13 protein-coding genes are annotated in these 16,017 nt (G+C 71.3%); 7 read left to right on the forward strand and 6 right to left on the reverse strand.

The window, feature by feature from the left end; genetic code table 11:
* Nucleotides 1-78: 78 nt before the first annotated feature.
* Together HNR57_RS02770 and HNR57_RS02775 are read left to right on the forward strand one after the other, a co-directional pair.
* Nucleotides 79-2,997, forward strand: a complete 2,919-nt coding sequence (locus tag HNR57_RS02770) for a glycoside hydrolase family 48 protein (protein ID WP_184555324.1) — start codon at nucleotides 79-81, stop codon at nucleotides 2,995-2,997.
* Nucleotides 2,998-3,201: 204 nt separating this feature from the next.
* Complete coding sequence (locus tag HNR57_RS02775; protein ID WP_184555327.1) at nucleotides 3,202-5,856, forward strand: cellulose binding domain-containing protein; 2,655 nt, start codon at nucleotides 3,202-3,204, stop codon at nucleotides 5,854-5,856.
* Here the strand turns inward: HNR57_RS02775 and HNR57_RS02780 are convergent.
* The gene (locus HNR57_RS02780) at nucleotides 5,822-6,817 is read right to left on the reverse strand and encodes a helix-turn-helix transcriptional regulator (protein WP_184555330.1); all 996 of its coding nucleotides are present in this window, start codon (nucleotides 6,815-6,817) and stop codon (nucleotides 5,822-5,824) included. The two genes, HNR57_RS02775 and HNR57_RS02780, sit on opposite strands and share 35 nt — an antisense overlap.
* A 39-nt stretch (nucleotides 6,818-6,856) precedes the next feature.
* Between HNR57_RS02780 and HNR57_RS02785 the strand changes: the two genes are divergently transcribed.
* Together HNR57_RS02785 and HNR57_RS02790 are read left to right on the forward strand one after the other, a co-directional pair.
* A complete protein-coding gene (locus HNR57_RS02785) occupies nucleotides 6,857-7,336 on the forward strand; it encodes a hypothetical protein (RefSeq protein ID WP_184555333.1) in 480 nt (159 codons plus the stop codon).
* Nucleotides 7,333-7,809, forward strand: a complete 477-nt coding sequence (locus HNR57_RS02790; RefSeq protein ID WP_184555336.1) for a hypothetical protein — start codon at nucleotides 7,333-7,335, stop codon at nucleotides 7,807-7,809. The genes HNR57_RS02785 and HNR57_RS02790 overlap by 4 nt, the downstream gene beginning before the upstream one ends.
* Here HNR57_RS02790 and HNR57_RS02795 read toward each other — a convergent pair.
* Nucleotides 7,778-8,521, reverse strand: coding sequence for a class I SAM-dependent methyltransferase (locus tag HNR57_RS02795; RefSeq protein WP_184555338.1), 744 nt, complete (start codon nucleotides 8,519-8,521; stop codon nucleotides 7,778-7,780). The two genes, HNR57_RS02790 and HNR57_RS02795, sit on opposite strands and share 32 nt — an antisense overlap.
* Nucleotides 8,522-8,525: 4 nt before the next feature.
* Nucleotides 8,526-8,831 (reverse strand): 4a-hydroxytetrahydrobiopterin dehydratase, encoded by a 306-nt coding sequence (locus HNR57_RS02800; RefSeq protein ID WP_184555340.1) that lies wholly within the window; start codon nucleotides 8,829-8,831, stop codon nucleotides 8,526-8,528.
* Between the two features lie 128 nt (nucleotides 8,832-8,959).
* Here HNR57_RS02800 and HNR57_RS02805 point away from each other — a divergent pair, with 128 nt between their 5' ends.
* Nucleotides 8,960-9,766, forward strand: coding sequence for a helix-turn-helix domain-containing protein (locus HNR57_RS02805; protein WP_184555342.1), 807 nt, complete (start codon nucleotides 8,960-8,962; stop codon nucleotides 9,764-9,766).
* On the opposite strand, the gene HNR57_RS02810 is transcribed toward HNR57_RS02805, so the two are convergent.
* Nucleotides 9,748-10,173 (reverse strand): hypothetical protein, encoded by a 426-nt coding sequence (locus tag HNR57_RS02810; RefSeq protein WP_184555344.1) that lies wholly within the window; start codon nucleotides 10,171-10,173, stop codon nucleotides 9,748-9,750. The genes HNR57_RS02805 and HNR57_RS02810 overlap by 19 nt on opposite strands.
* A 240-nt stretch (nucleotides 10,174-10,413) precedes the next feature.
* Here HNR57_RS02810 and HNR57_RS02815 point away from each other — a divergent pair, with 240 nt between their 5' ends.
* Both HNR57_RS02815 and HNR57_RS02820 read left to right on the forward strand, forming a co-directional pair.
* Nucleotides 10,414-11,277, forward strand: a complete 864-nt coding sequence (locus HNR57_RS02815; RefSeq protein WP_184555346.1) for a Sco1979 family transcriptional regulator — start codon at nucleotides 10,414-10,416, stop codon at nucleotides 11,275-11,277.
* 92 nt (nucleotides 11,278-11,369) lie between these two features.
* Nucleotides 11,370-11,837: a nitrate reductase molybdenum cofactor assembly chaperone gene (locus tag HNR57_RS02820; protein ID WP_184555348.1), complete on the forward strand. Its 468-nt coding sequence runs from the start codon at nucleotides 11,370-11,372 to the stop codon at nucleotides 11,835-11,837.
* Between the two features lie 31 nt (nucleotides 11,838-11,868).
* Here the strand turns inward: HNR57_RS02820 and HNR57_RS02825 are convergent, their stop codons facing one another.
* Together HNR57_RS02825 and dnaK are read right to left on the reverse strand one after the other, a co-directional pair.
* Nucleotides 11,869-13,938: a LamG domain-containing protein gene (locus HNR57_RS02825; RefSeq protein WP_184556547.1), complete on the reverse strand. Its 2,070-nt coding sequence runs from the start codon at nucleotides 13,936-13,938 to the stop codon at nucleotides 11,869-11,871.
* A gap of 180 nt (nucleotides 13,939-14,118) precedes the next feature.
* Nucleotides 14,119-15,984 (reverse strand): molecular chaperone DnaK, encoded by a 1,866-nt coding sequence (dnaK, locus tag HNR57_RS02830; protein ID WP_184555351.1) that lies wholly within the window; start codon nucleotides 15,982-15,984, stop codon nucleotides 14,119-14,121.
* Nucleotides 15,985-16,017 lie beyond the last annotated feature (33 nt).

The following is a 16,017-nucleotide window of genomic DNA, read 5'->3' on the forward strand; positions in this document are numbered from 1 at the left end:
CTGACGGGTCCGCACTATGGGAGCGCTCCCACTGGTTCAAGCCTTGACTTCTCCGAGCCGCAAGGAGGAACCAGCACCATGCATCCCCCACCCCGGAGGCGGAGAGCCGTGCGGCGTCTGTGGACCGCCGCGCTCGCAGCTCTCGCGCTCCCGTTGACGATGCTCTCCTCAGGGTCGACTCCCGCGCAGGCGGCGGCACTTCAGTGCAGTGTCGACTACAAGACGAACGACTGGGGCTCCGGTTTCACGGTGGACCTGACCCTCACCAACCGCGGCACGGACGTCATCGACGGCTGGACGCTGACCTACGCCTACTCCGGCAACCAGAAGCTGGGCAACGGCTGGAACGGCACCTGGTCGCAGTCCGGCCAGAACATCACCGTCAAGAACGCCTCCCACAACGCGCGGGTCGCCGCGGGCGCCGCCGTCTCCACCGGCGCCCAGTTCTCCTACAGCGGCGGCAACACCGCGCCGACGTCCTTCTCCGTCAACGGCACTCCCTGCACCGGCGCGCACCAGCCGCCGATCGCCGTGCTGACCAGCCCGAGCGCGGGCGCCGTGTACACCCAGGGCCAGGCGGTGCCGCTGGCGGCCACCGCCGCCGCCGCGGACAACGCCACGATCAGCAAGGTGGAGTTCTACGACGACACCAAGCTGCTGGGCACGGACACGAGCGCGCCCTATGCGCTGTCCGTCTCCGACCTGGCCGTGGGCAGCCATTCCCTGGTGGCGAAGGCGTACGACAGCATGGGCGCCTCCGCCGATTCGACGCCGGTCGGCATCACCGTCGCCGCCGGCCCGACCGTCGTGGCCTCGCCGCTCCAACTGGGCGTCCAGTCCGGCAAGTCGGGCACCTACGAGGTGAAGCTGTCCAAGCAGCCGTCGGCCAACGTGACGGTGACCTCGGCCCGCGCGAGCGGCAACTCGGGGCTCTCGGTCTCGGCCGGCGCCTCGCTGACCTTCACGCCGCAGAACTGGAACACCGCGCAGAAGGTGACCGTCGCGGCCGCGAACTCCGGTACCGGGTCGGCCGTGTTCGAGTCGACGGCCGCGGGCCACGCCAAGGCGTCGGTCACCGTGACCCAGCTGGCGGCGGCGAAGGTCTACGACGCCCGCTTCCTGGAGCTCTACGGGAAGATCACCAACCCGGCGAACGGCTACTTCTCCCCCGAGGGCATCCCGTACCACTCGGTCGAGACGCTGATCGTCGAGGCGCCGGACCACGGCCACGAGACCACGTCGGAGGCGTACAGCTACCTCCTGTGGCTCCAGGCCATGTACGGCAAGGTGACGGGCGACTGGTCCAAGTTCAACGGCGCGTGGGAGCTGATGGAGAAGTACATGATCCCCACCCGCCCCGACCAGCCGACCAACTCCTTCTACAATCCCGCCAAGCCGGCCACCTACGCCCCCGAGCTGGACACGCCGAACGAGTACCCGGCCAAGCTCGACACCGGCGTCTCGGTCGGCACGGACCCGATCGCGGGCGAACTGAAGAGCGCCTACGGCACGGACGACGTCTACGGCATGCACTGGCTGCAGGACGTCGACAACGTCTACGGCTACGGCAACTCGCCCGGCAAGTGCGAGGCGGGCCCGTCGGACACCGGCCCGTCGTACATCAACACCTTCCAGCGCGGCGCGCAGGAGTCGGTGTGGGAGACGGTGCCGCAGCCGACCTGCGACGCCTTCAAGTACGGCGGCAAGAACGGCTACCTGGACCTGTTCACCGGTGACGCCTCCTACGCCAAGCAGTGGAAGTTCACCAACGCGCCGGACGCCGACGCGCGGGCCGTGCAGGCCGCCTACTGGGCGGACCTGTGGGCCAAGGAGCAGGGCAAGGGCGCGCAGGTCTCCGGGACGGTCGCCAAGGCGGCCAAGATGGGTGACTACCTGCGCTACTCGATGTTCGACAAGTACTTCAAGAAGGTCGGCAACTGCGTCGGGCCCTCGGCCTGCCCGGCGGGCACCGGCAAGGACGCCTCGTTCTACCTGATGTCCTGGTACTACGCCTGGGGCGGTGCCACCGACACCAGTGCCGGCTGGGCCTGGCGCATCGGCTCCAGCCACGCCCACGGCGGCTACCAGAACCCCCTCGCGGCCTACGCCCTCGGCAACTACGCCCCGCTGAAGCCGAAGTCGGCGACGGGCGCGGCGGACTGGGCCAAGTCCATGGACCGGCAGCTGGAGTTCTACCGCTGGCTCCAGTCGAGCGAGGGTGCCATCGCGGGCGGCGCGACCAACAGCTGGGCGGGCCGGTACGCGACCCCGCCTTCGGGCAAGTCGACGTTCTACGGCATGTATTACGACGAGAAGCCGGTGTACCACGACCCGCCGTCCAACCAGTGGTTCGGCTTCCAGGCGTGGTCCATGGAGCGGGTCGCCGAGCTGTACCAGCAGACGGGGAACGCGAAGGCCAAGACGGTCCTCGACAAGTGGGTCGACTGGGCGCTGTCCAAGACCACGTTCAACCCGGACGGCACCTTCCGCCTCCCGTCGACGCTGCAGTGGTCGGGCCAGCCCGACACCTGGAACGCCGCCAGCCCCGGCGCCAACAGCGGGCTGCGCGTCACCGTCGCCGACTACACCAACGACGTCGGTGTGGCGGCCGCGTACGCCAAGACCCTGACGTACTACGCGGACCGCTCCGGTGACACGGAGGCCGCGGCGGCGGCGAAGAAGCTGCTGGACGGTATGTGGGCGAACCACCAGACCGATCTCGGCATCGCCGTTCCGGAGAACCGGGCCGACTACAACCGGTTCGACGACCCGGTGCACATCCCGAGCGGCTGGACGGGCACGATGCCGAACGGGGACGCGATCAACTCGTCGTCGACGTTCGACTCGATCCGGTCCTTCTACGAGGACGATCCCGCCTGGTCGAAGATCGAGAGTTATCTCGCGGGCGGTGCGGTGCCGTCGTTCACGTATCACCGGTTCTGGGCTCAGGCGGACATCGCCTTGGCCATGGGCTCGTACGCGGAGCTTCTCGAATAGCCCCCGCCGGGCGCTCCGCGGGGTGGGCGGTACTTCGTCTGCCGGTCCGTCGTGGCCGGCCGCGCAGTTCCCCGCGCCCCGGGGCAGCGTCCGAAGCCCCGCGTACATGGCTCCGCACCTGACGCGGGGCCACGGCCGGGCGGCTCCACCCGCACGGGAGCCGCCCGGCCCTCGCACGTCCCCCCTCACGGAAGGACCCCCACCGTGCGAAGAACCCGCATCCTCACGGCAGTGCTGGCGCTGGCGGCCGGGCTGTTGTCGGGCGCGCCCAGTGCCCTGGCCGCCGATCCTCCGGCGCCGAAGCTCGCCGCCGACACGTACACCTGGAAGAACGCCCGGATCGACGGGGGCGGTTTCGTCCCCGGCATCGTCTTCAACCGCTCCGAGAGGAACCTGGCCTACGCCCGCACGGACATCGGCGGTGCCTACCGCTGGCAGGAGTCCTCGAAGACCTGGACACCGCTGCTGGACTCGGTGGGGTGGGACGACTGGGGGCACACGGGCGTCGTCAGCATCGCGACCGACTCCGTCGATCCGAACCGGGTGTACGCGGCGGTCGGGACGTACACCAACAGCTGGGACCCGAAGAACGGCGCCGTCATGCGCTCGTCCGACCGGGGCGCGAGCTGGCGGAAGGCTAACCTGCCGTTCAAGCTGGGCGGCAACATGCCGGGGCGGGGCATGGGCGAGCGGCTGGCCGTCGACCCCAACCGGAACAGCGTGCTGTACCTGGGCGCGCCCAGCGGCAAGGGGCTGTGGCGGTCGACGGATTCGGGCGTGACCTGGTCGCAGGTGGCGAACTTCCCGAACGTCGGCAACTACGTGGCGGATCCGGGCGACACGTCCGGCTACTCCAGTGACAACCAGGGCATCGTCTGGGTCACCTTCGACGAGTCCACGGGCACCGCCGGGAACGCCACGAAGACGATCTACGTCGGGGTCGCCGACAAGGACAACGCGGTGTACCGGTCGACGGACGCGGGCGCCACCTGGCAGCGGCTGGCCGGACAGCCCACCGGACATCTGCCGCACAAGGGCGTCCTGGACACGAAGAACGGCCATCTCTACCTCGCCTACAGCGACAAGGGCGGCCCGTACGACGGCGGCAAGGGCCAGGTGTGGCGGTACGCGACAGGCACCGGGGCGTGGACGAACATCAGCCCGGTGGCGGAGGCCGACACCTTCTACGGCTTCAGCGGGCTGACGGTGGACCGGCAGAAGCCGGGCACGGTCATGACGACGGCGTACAGCGCCTGGTGGCCCGACACGCAGATCTTCCGCTCCACGGACAGCGGCGCCACCTGGACCAAGGCGTGGGACTACACGTCGTATCCGAACCGCGAGAACCGCTACACGATGGACGTCTCGTCCTCGCCGTGGCTCACCTGGGGCGCGAACCCGCAACCGCCCGAGCAGACGCCGAAACTGGGGTGGATGACCGAGGCGCTGGAGATCGACCCGTTCGACTCGAACCGCATGATGTACGGCACGGGTGCGACGATCTACGGCACGGAGAACCTGGGCAACTGGGACGGCGGCGGCAAGTTCACCGTCAAACCGATGGTCCAGGGCCTGGAGGAGACGGCGGTCAACGACCTGGCCTCTCCCCCGTCCGGCGCCCCGCTGCTGAGCGCGCTCGGCGACATCGGCGGCTTCCGCCACACGGACCTGACGAAGGTGCCGTCGCTGATGTTCACCCAGCCGAACTTCACGACGACCACGAGCCTGGACTTCGCCGAGTCGAAGCCCGGCACGGTGGTGCGGGTGGGCAATCTGGACTCGGGGCCGCACATCGCGTTCTCCACGGACAACGGCGCCAACTGGTTCGCCGGGACCGACCCTTCGGGCGTGAGCGGCGGCGGCACGGTCGCGGCGGCCGCCGACGGCAGCGGGTTCGTGTGGAGCCCCGAGGGCGCCGGCGTGCACCACACCACGGGCTTCGGCACGTCGTGGCAGGCCTCCGGAGGGATCCCCGCCGGGGCGATCGTCGAGGCGGACCGTGTCGACCCGAAGACCTTCTACGGCTTCAAGTCCGGGAAGTTCTACGTCAGTACGGACGGCGGAGCGACCTTCAAGGCATCACCGGCCACGGGGCTGCCGAGCGGTGACAGCGTCCGTTTCAAGGCTCTGCCGGGCGGGAAGGGCGACGTCTGGCTGGCCGGTGGCGCGGCGGACGGGGCCTACGGCCTGTGGCACTCCACGGACGGCGGGGCGACCTTCACCAAGCTGCCGAACGTCGAGCAGGCCGACACCGTCGGCTTCGGCAAGGCGGCCCCCGGCGCCTCCTACCAGACCCTCTACACCAGCGCGAAGATCGGCGGCGTGCGCGGCATCTTCCGCTCCACCGACCAGGGCGCGAGCTGGACGCGCATCAACGACGACGCCCACCAGTGGGGCTGGACGGGCGCGGCGATCACCGGCGACCCGCGCGTGTACGGCCGTGTCTACGTCTCCACGAACGGCCGGGGCGTCCTCTACGGCGACAGCTCCGGCGGCGGCACGACCGACCCGGGCCCGGACCCGGACCCGGCGCCGACCGGCGCCTGCAAGGTGACGTACAAGGTCACCAGCCAGTGGGCGGGCGGTTTCCAGGCGGACGTCCAGCTCGCCAACACCGGCACGAGCGCCTGGAACGGCTGGTCCCTCGCCTGGACCTTCACCGACGGCCAGAAGCTGATCCAGGCCTGGAACGCCGAGGCGGCACAGTCGGGTTCGACGGTGACCGCGAAGAACGTCGCCTGGAACGCGAACGTGGCGGCGGGGTCGTCGGTCAGCTTCGGGTTCACCGCGAGCCGCTCGGACACGAACGCGAAACCGACCGCGTTCAAGCTGGGTGAGCAGACCTGCGCGGTTGCCTGAGCGGGCGGTCACCGGCGGCAGTGCGCGGGCTGCCGTACCGCTCCACCAGTTCCGCCGCCGTCCGAGCGAGGCGGTCGCGCAGTTCCTGGGGTTCGAGCACCTCGATGCCCGTGCCGAGACGCAGGAACTCGGCGTGGGCGTGGTCGAGGGACTCGATGGGGACGGTGGTCCGGGTCCAGCCGTCCTCTTCCAGGTGCGCGTCGGTCTGCCCCGGCCCGGGGAGGGAGACTCCCGGCGCCAGCCGGACCACCGCCCGGGCCGGCCGGAGCCGGTGGTGGAAGTCGCGCTGGTACGCCGCCCAGTACCCGGCCAGGTCGAAGTCGTCCGGCCGGGTGAACCGCTGCTCGAGGGAGGTGAGTCGAAGGATCTGGTCGACCCGGTAGGTGCGGGGGCCCGGGCCCGCGACGACGTACCAGCGGCCCGCCTTGAGGACGAGTCCGTACGGCTCCAGGTGGCGCTCCACGTCGGTGGGTTCACGCCAGCGGCGGTAGCGGACGTGCAGGGCACGGCAGTTCCACACGGCGTCGGCCACGTCCGGGAGGTACGGCGTCTCGTCGGCGTCGGCGTACCAGCCGGGCGCGTCGAGGTGGAAGCGCCCGCTGATCCGGTCGGCGTGCGGGCGCAGTTCAGCCGGCAGGGCGGCCCGGACCTTGAGCTGGGCGGCCGCCAGAACGGAGCCGAGGCCGAGCTGGGCCGCGGGGCCGGGGGCTCCGGCGAGGAAGAGTGCTTCGGCCTCGTCGGCGGTGAGGCCGGTGAGACGGGTGCGGTAACCGTCGAGGAGGCGGTAGCCGCCGGCGTGGCCCGCGTCGCCGTACAGCGGGACGCCGGCCGCGCTCAGCGCCTCGATGTCCCGGTAGACCGTGCGCACCGAGACCTCCAGCTCCTCGGCGAGCCGGGCGGCGGTCATCCGGCCGCGGGTCTGGAGCAGCAGGAGGATGGAGACGAGCCGGCTGGACTTCACTGACACAGGATGTCAGTGAAGCGGCTCTAGCGTCCCGGCATGGGTTTCACCGAGAAGCTGCTGACCGTACCTCCGCCGATCGAGGTGGCCGGCCGGCACGTCAAGCGCTACCACGTCACCACCGGCCCGGCCGGTATCGAACCCGACGTCGAGAAGGCCGCGTACGCGATCCTGCCGGAGCTGCTGCCGGAGCCGGACGGCACTCCCCCGGCGACCTTCGTCGTCCTGCACCGGGGCGGCGACGACGGCGCCTACCTCAACGCGTACAGCTGGGTGTGGGACAACGTCCTGCACTTCAAGGGCACTGCGGCGGGCCAGCCGGTGCTGGGCTGCCCGGACCGCGACCCGGCCCACTTCATCACGCCCGAGCTTCCGTGGATCGGCTGCGTCTGGGAGCTGCCGCCGATCCTGCACGAGCGGGACGCCTGGGTGCGGCACCTCCTCGCGCCCGAAGTCCCGTCTCTGAAGGCCTACTTGACCGACTCGCTGCCCGAGGGAACCACAGGAGACCGCGCATGAGCAGCCCGCACGACTTCGACTTCTTCCACGGTGACTGGGACGTCCTGCACCGGCGCCGCACCGACTTCCTCGACCCGGAGAGCGACTGGGAGGAGTTCCCGGGGGCGAGTCGCTGCCGGCCGCTGTTCGGCGGCGCCGCGAACCTCGACGAGGTCGACATGCCCCAGCTGTCGGCCCAGGGCGCGACCCTGCGGCTCTTCGACCCGAAGACCGGACGGTGGTCCCTGAACTGGGCCTCCAGCATCAGCGGAACCCTGTTCCCGCCGGTCTTCGGCAGGTTCGAGAACGGGCGCGGCGAGTTCTACGGCGACGACTCCTACGACGGCAAGGAGGTGCGGGTCCGGTTCGTCTGGTCGGGCATCTCCGCCACGTCGGCCCGCTGGGAGCAGGCGTTCCGCGTCGACGGCGCGGACGGCTGGGTGACCAACTGGATCATGGAGTTCACCCGGCCTTCCGGAACGACCGCAGGCTGAACACCGGGTCGGGGCGCGGCCGTTCCTGGTCGGGGAGGTGGGCGAGCCGGGTAGCGAAGCCGTCGGCGAGGGGGTCGCCGGGCGGCAGGGTGACGAACCAGCCCCGGCGCAGGTCGGCGATGGTGCGACGGGGGCTGCGGCCCTGGCCGTGACCGGTGAAGCGGGCCTGCCCGGCCGGCAGCAGGCCGTGGGCGGCGGCCGCGGACTCGACGTCCGCCGCCGCGTCCCGGGCCGGGCTGGGCGGCCGGGAGGACAGGACGACATCGATGTCACTGCCGACGTTGTGGGAGGCGGCCTTGTCGACCGTCGTGACGTAGATCCCGCCGGGCCGCAGCACCCGGGCGCATTCGCCTACGATGGCCCGCACCTCGGCGGGCCCGGCGACCAGGTGCAGCAGCCACACGCTGCACACGGCGTCGAACTGCCCGTCCCGGAAGGGCAGCCGGCGGCTGTCGGCGCGCACGACGGCACCGGGGAGCCGGGTGGAGGCCTGCCGGGCCATCGCGGGGGCGAGGTCGACGCCGGTCACCCGCAGGTCCTCGCGGGCGGCCGCGAGCCGGCGGGTCACGATGCCGGTGCCGCAGGCGACGTCGAGCAGACTGCGCGTGTCCGGTGGCACGAGGCTCAGCACCGCCTCCGCGGCGGCCGCCGCCCGGGGCTCGCCGCCGCGCGAGGCGTCGTACCGCTCCGCTTCCTTGTCGTAGTCGAGCACCTCGTCAGTGTGCCCCGTGCCCGGGGGCCAGGTCCTCCACCCTGCGGGCGAGCTCGAAGTCCTTCTCGGTCACGGCGCCGCCCGCGCTGTGCGTGCGCACGGCCAGGGAGACGGTGTTGTAGCCGAGCGTGAGGTCGGAGTGGTGGTTCAGCTCCTCCTGGACCTGGGCGATGTGCACGACCATCGCCGTCGCCGCGAAGTGCGAGCCGAGCCGGTAGGAGCGGATGAGGTGGTCCTTGTCGAGCGACCAGCCCGGCAGCTCGGCCAGCCGGTCCTCGACCTCCTTCTGCGACAGCGGTTCGACGGGCATGGGCTGCGCTCCTTTCCGTGGCCGCGGTGTCCTCGGTGTTCTCTCAGCCTGCCACAGACGAGCGGCCGAAGCCCTGGTCAGAGGGGTGCGTCTGTCCGGGACGACCGGTTCTCGACTACGGTCCCGGCATGACCACTCACCCGTCCACCGCCGAGCAGGGCGTGGGCCCGCTGCTGCGGGCCTGGCGGGAGCAGCGGCGGGTCAGCCAGCTGGAGCTGGCACTGCGCGCTGACTCCTCGGCCCGGCACATCAGCTTCGTCGAGACCGGCCGCTCAAGGCCCAGCGAGGAGATGGTGCTGCGGCTGGCCGAGCACCTGGACGTCCCCGTGCGGGAGCGCAACGCGCTGCTGCTGGCGGCCGGTTACGCGCCCCGCTACCCCGAGACCCCGCTGGACGACCCGGCACTGGGCGCGCTGCGGGAGGGCATCGAGCGGCTGATCGGCGGCTACGAGCCGTATCCGGCGCTGGTGGTGGACGCGCTGTACAACGTGGTGGCCGCCAACCGGGGGGTCATGACGCTGGTCGACGGGGTCGGCGAGGCGCTGCTCGAACCGCCGCTGAACGCGATGCGGCTGGCCCTGCACCCGCAGGGCCTCGCGCCCCGCATCCGCAATCTGCGCGCCTGGCGGGGTCATCTGCTGGAGCAGATGGAGCGGCAGATCGCGCTGCACCGCTCGGAGCCGCTGCGGGCGCTGTACGAGGAGGTGGCGGCGTATCCGGTGCCCGACGCGGATCCGGCGGACGAGCCGTCGGAGCCGGCGCCGTACTTCGCGCTGCCGCTGCGCATCGAGCACGAGGGGCGGACGCTGTCGTTCGTCTCCTCGATCTCCACGTTCAACACACCGATGGACGTGACGGTCGCCGAGCTGGCCATCGAGACGCTGCTCCCGGCCGACCCGGCGACGGCCAAGTACCTTCAGTCGTCGCTGCTCTGACCGGCCCTCAGCGCCAGGTGCTGAAGGATGGCGAATCCGGCCACGACCAGGGCCTGGAGCACCGTCCACACGGCGCCCGGTGTGCTCGGCGTGAGCCACAGCGCCAGGGCCGCCAGGCTCACCACCGCCCAGGCGAGGTTGGCCTCGACGACGGCCCGCACTCCGAGCGCCGGCGGCCGCCTGCGGGCGGCCAGCAGCCCCACGCCCGCCGAGTAGAGGGCGAGGAACCCGCCCAGGGCGAGCAGCAACGTGCCGTCGGCCCCGAGGAACTTCCCGAGCGGTCCGGAGAAGGCCAGGTAGGCGAGCGCGTTGGTGCCGGTGACGAGGGCGTCCAGGGCGAGGAAGCGGCGCAGCATCGACTGCGGTTCCACGGTCCGGGCGAGCGCGGCGAGCTGGATGGCGGACATGGGGAATCACCCTCCGTCGGGTTGTGGTGCGGCGGCTGGGGCCGGGTCCCGGGCCGGAGTGCGCCGGCCCGGAACCCGGTGACTTCACGATCCCGTTCCGGCGTCGTCCGGTCGATTACCCGCGGGGTAATGCCGCCGCCGCTCCTCCGCTTCCGGCGATCTCCTCGGTGCGAGCCCTGTGATCCGGACGCCCGGACGTGACAGACTGATCACAGGCTTGGCACGTTGGGGAGGCGTGGCGTGAGTGAACGGCGGGCCGCACCCACGGTGGGCCAGGTGGTCCTGGGCAAGCGGTTGCAGGAGCTGCGCGAGGCCGCGGGCCTCAGTCGTGACGAGGCCGCCAAGGTGCTGCGGGTCGCCCCGGCGACCGTCCGGCGGATGGAGACCGCCGACGTCGCGCTGAAGATCCCGTACGTGCAGATCCTGCTGACGGCGTACGGCGTGGCCGAGGACGAGGTGACCGCCTTCGTCGACCTCGCCGAGGAGGCGAACCGGCCGGGCTGGTGGCAGCGGTTCCACGACGTGCTGCCGGAGTGGTTCAGCCTGTACGTGAGCCTGGAGGGCGCCGCGCGGATCATCCGGTCGTACGAGCCGCACTTCGTGCCGGGGCTGCTGCAGACCGAGGGGTACGCGCGGGCCGTGCTGCAGGCCGGGACCATCGCGAACGCAGGGCCGGATGCCGTGGAGCGGCACGTGTCGCTGCGGATGGAGCGGCAGCGGCTCCTGGACCGCCCGGATCCCCCGCACCTGTGGGTGATCATGGACGAGACGGTGCTGCGCCGTCCGGTGAGCGTCGACGGCCGGGTGATGCGCGACCAGCTGGACAAGCTGCTGGAGTACGCCGCGCGCGACCGGGTCACGCTCCAGATCGCCGAATTCGCGGACGGCCCTCATCCGGGGACCTACGCGCCGTTCTCGCTGTTCCGCTTCGCCGAGCCGGAGCTGCCCGACATGGTCTTCACCGAGTATCTGACCGGCGCGCTGTACCTGGACTCCCGCAAGGAGGTCTCCGCGCACCTGGAGGTGCTGGACCACATGACCGCCGGGGCGGGCTCGGCGCAGCGTACGGACGAGCTGCTGCGGGAGTACCGCGAGCGGTACTGACCCGTACGGGCGCCGTCGGCAGGTGCGCTTCCCGGCCCGGCCCTAGCGTCGGGATGGCGGGCAGGCAGTCGAGCGCACGCGAAGGAGGTCCGATGCCCGGATTCGAGGTGCTGTACCAGGCGGCCGCGCTGTGCCTGATGTACCCCGACGACGACTTCCGCGCCCGGTTGCCGCTGCTGCGCGAAGCCGCCCCGCAGTTGAGGGAGTTCGCCGACCACGCGGCCGTTACCCCGCCGAGGGAGCTGGCCGCGCACTACGTCGAGGTGTTCGAGGCCGGGCAGGAGCACAGCCTGTACCTGAGCGCCTGGCGCGAGGCCGCCCCGGCGCCCTCCGAGGAGCTCTACCGCGCGCACGGTCTGGAGACCACCGGTGAGGAGCCGCCGGACTTCCTGCCCGCGGTGCTGGAGTTCGCGGCCCGCACCGGCACCACGGAGCTGCTGGTGGACCACCGCGACGGCCTGGACCAGCTCCGGTGCGGCCTCACCGACTTCGGGACGCCGTACGCGACGGTCCTGGAAGCGGTGTGCGCGACGCTGCCGCCCGCGCACACCACGCCCTAGGAGCCCTCCGACCAGGTCGGCACAGGCACGGCTACGTGCCCGTGCCCAGTCGCGAGATGTCGTCGTCGGCGAAGGCACCCGCGAACGCCTGCACCTCGTCCACGTCACCGTGCAGGTATTCACCCCACGCGTCACCGGTCCGGCCGCGGCCGATCTGAAGCGGGCCGGAGCCTCGCCAGCCGTCCGGGAGATCCGCGGTCGCGTCCGTGCCTGCCCTGCCGTCGAGGTAGAGCTTGATCTTGTCGGTGGCGTCGTCGTAGACGACGGCGAGGCGGTGGCCGACGCCCTCGCCGCCGTCCGCCATCTCCGACTGGGCCACCACCGTTTCGGGGGCACCCCGCTCGTCCTTGTGCGGCATCACCAGCTGCCAGGCGTGCTGTGCGGGCTGGTAGCGCAGCTTGAAGGCGTCGGTGTGCTCACCGGGCAGCGACAGCACCGTCATGGGGCCCTCGGGCTCCGCGTCCGCCAGGCGTGCGACCACGCCGATGGTGAAACTGTCCGAGGTGTCGACGACCGGCCCCTCCGCCACCGCGTGGCCGGACCTGCCGTCGAGGGACAGATGCCCGTCGCCGACGAGCGCGTAGGGCACCGCGGGGCAGTCCGGGTCGAGCTCCGGGAGGCACGAGCCGTCCGGGCCGCGGAAAATCGTCGCACCGGGCCCCAGCTTCAGGGGCCTGCCACCGTTCAGCTCGGGGCTGGCGCCGTCCCGGGCCGTCTCCAGTGGCCAGTGGCCGCGCAACGACGGCTCGCGGTGCGCCAGTTCGGCGGCCTCGTCCGGCACGACCACTCGGTCGTGGACCCTGACGCCGCCCAGCTCGCCGTGCCAGCGGTCGTGGTAGCCGTTCCCGTCGCGGACCCGGCCGATCTGGAAGGCACCGGCCGTGGCGGCCGGCGTGGCCTCGGCCCTGGTGCCGACCTCATGGCCGTTGACGTACAGCTGCGCCTTGCCCGTCTCGGCGTCGTACACGCCCAGCAGGTGGGCCCATTCGCCGGTCTCCGGAGCACCGCCCGACACGGTTGCGCCGCCGACGGTGAACGACCAGTCCGGAGTCCCGCCCCGGGCGTTCAGACCGAGGGCGAACGCGGCCGACTCCCCCGCGTCCTGGCCGGCGACGGTCATGGTCCGGCCGGTCTGGGCCGGCCGGGCCCAGGCGCTGACCGCGAAGCTCTTGCGGGGGTCGGCGACGGCCGGGGCGTCCGTGGTGAGGTAGCCGTGGCTGCTGCCGTCCAGGGTCGCCGTCGCGGTGAGCTTCGTGCGGGCGGGGGCCGGGGCGCCGAAGGTGACGCCGGAGCCGGCGGCCGCGTCGGTGCCCGCCTCGGCGTCGGCGGACGTGGCTCCCTTCACGTCGGCCAGGGGCCAGTGGGCCACGGGCGCGCGGCCGGACTTCACGTAGAAGTCGTACGTCGACTGGCCGCTGCTTCGTCCGGCCCGGTCGATGGCCCGGACGGTCAGGCTCTCGGGGCCCGAGTCGAGGGGCAGGAAGGGGATGGTCACCGGCCCGCCCGGCCGCTCGGGGCGGACGGTGCCGTAGGGGCCGCCGATGAAGCCGTAGGTGTAGGCCACGACGTCGTCGGAGGGCGAGTCCATGGTGAAGTGGCCGTAGACCCCCACTCCGTCCACCCAGAACACGTTCTCCGGGTACTCGGGCGAGGAGATCGTCGCCTTCTCCGGGTTCTCGTCGTCGTAGACGAACTCGCAGACGGAGCCGTCACCCTCGGAGCTCCAGGGGGAGGACGCCTTGCCGTCGTTCGCGCGGACCCGCCAGGAGATGACGGTGTTCGGGGGGACGGACCCCTCCCGCATGTGCCACCGCTGCGAACCGCCCGAGAGCGTCGCGAACGTCGTGTGCGTTAGGCGCTGTTCCACCCCTTCGGCGTCCGTCCACCACGCCTCGAACTCGCCCTTGACCATGTTGGCCTCGGAGGGGTGGTTGTCCTCCTCCGGGTCGTGCAGTACCGCGCTCAGGACGGGCGGCCCGGAGACGTACGCCCTCTGGTCCCCCGTCGCGCACGCCTTGTGCCCTGTCTCCAGGTCCTGGACGAGCGGCTGCTTCGGCGGCAGGTTGTCCGCGGCCTGTGCCACGCCGGTGCCGGTCGTCATCACGGCCGCCACCGCACACCCCACCGCCAGCAGTCTGTGTCCGCCGGATCTCTTCGATGCGTCCAACTGTCCCTCCCCTGTGAACTTCCCTCGGCCCGCCGGTCACACGAGCCGCTGGAGGTTAACAGGGGGGACCGGCTTCACAGAAAGTGTTTTCCCTTCTCCGGGCCGGTAGTTGGGTCAGGCGGCACCGCCCTTCTCGTCCCGCCCGTTCCTCTCCTCGTCCACGATCTCCGCGTCCACCACTCCCTCCTCGTCCTGCGACGCGGCGGAGGGCTCCTCCGTGGGGGTCTGCTGGGCCTGGGCGTACATCGCCTGGCCCATCTTCTGGCTGACGGAGGCGAGCTTCTCCACGCCCGCGCGCAGGGCGGCGGTGTCCGCCTGCTGTGCCAGTGCTTCCTTCACCTCGGCCAGGGCCGACTCGACCTCGGACTTCGTGTCGGCCGGGACGCGGTCGCCGTTCTCGCGGAGGAAGTTCTCCGTCTGGTAGACGAGTTGCTCGGCCTGGTTGCGGGTCTCGGCGGCCTCACGGCGTTTGCTGTCCTCCTCGGCGTACTGTTCGGCCTCGCGCATCATCCGGTCGATGTCGTCCTTGGGCAGGGCCGAGCCGCCGGTGACGGTCATCTTCTGCTCGCGGCCGGTCGCCAGGTCCTTGGCGGAGACGTGCATGATGCCGTTGGCGTCGATGTCGAAGGCGACCTCGATCTGCGGAACGCCGCGCGGGGCGGGCGGCAGGCCGGTGAGGTCGAAGACGCCGAGCTTCTTGTTGTACGCGGCGATCTCCCGTTCGCCCTGGTAGACCTGGATGCCGACGGAGGGCTGGTTGTCGGCCGCGGTCGTGAAGATCTCCGAACGCCGCGTCGGGATGGTCGTGTTGCGCTCGATGAGCTTGGTCATGATGCCGCCCTTGGTCTCGATGCCCAGGGACAGCGGGGTGACGTCGAGCAGCAGGACGTCCTTGACGTCGCCGCGGATGACGCCCGCCTGGAGCGCGGCACCGACGGCCACGACCTCGTCGGGGTTGACGCCCTTGTGCGGATCCTTGCCGGTGAGTTCCCTGACCAGATCGGTCACCGCCGGCATCCGCGTCGAGCCGCCGACGAGGATCACGTGGTCGATCGCCGAGAGCTGCACACCGGCGTCCCGGACGGCCTGGTGGAAGGGCGCCTTGCAGCGGTCCAGCAGGTCCGCGGTGAGCTCCTGGAACTGGGCCCGGGTCAGCTTCTCGTCGAGGTGCAGGGGGCCTTCGGCGGAGGCCGTGATGTACGGCAGGTTGATGGTCGTCTCCGTCGAGCTGGACAACTCGATCTTGGCCCGCTCGGCGCCCTCGCGCAGCCGCTGCACCGCCATCTTGTCGCCCGCGAGGTCGACGCCGTTCTGGCCCTTGAAGCGCTTGATCAGATACTCGACGATCCGCTGGTCCCAGTCGTCGCCGCCGAGGTGGGTGTCGCCGTTGGTGGCCTTCACCTCGATGACGCCCTCGCCCATCTCCAGCAGCGACACGTCGAAGGTGCCGCCGCCGAGGTCGAAGACGAGCACCGTCTGGTCGTTCTCCTTGTCCAGGCCGTAGGCGAGCGCCGCGGCCGTCGGCTCGTTGATGATCCGCAGCACCTTCAGGCCCGCGATCTCACCGGCCTCCTTGGTGGCCTGCCGCTGGGTGTCGTCGAAGTAGGCGGGGACGGTGACGACCGCGTCGGTGACGTCCTCGCCGAGGTAGGACTCCGCGTCCCGCTTCAGCTTCTGCAGCACCCGCGCGGACAGCTCCTGCGCCCGGTAGCGGGTGCCGTCCACATCGCCCTCGGCGGGGAAGCGCCAGTGCGCGTCGCCCATGTACCGCTTGACCGAGCGGGCGGTGCGCTCCACGTTCGTCACGGCCTGCCGCTTGGCCACCTCTCCGACCAGCACCTCGCCGTTCTTGGCGAACGCCACGACCGAGGGTGTGGTTCTGGCCCCCTCCGCGTTGGCGATGACGGTGGGCTCGCCGCCTTCCAGTACGGCGACCACCGAGTTCGTGGTTCCGAGGTCGATCCCGACCGCTCGTCCCATCGCTGTCCCCTTCCGCCAGGGCGACGACTCTTC

The organism is Streptomyces paradoxus, assembly GCF_014202475.1.
Taxonomy (GTDB): domain Bacteria; phylum Actinomycetota; class Actinomycetes; order Streptomycetales; family Streptomycetaceae; genus Streptomyces; species Streptomyces paradoxus.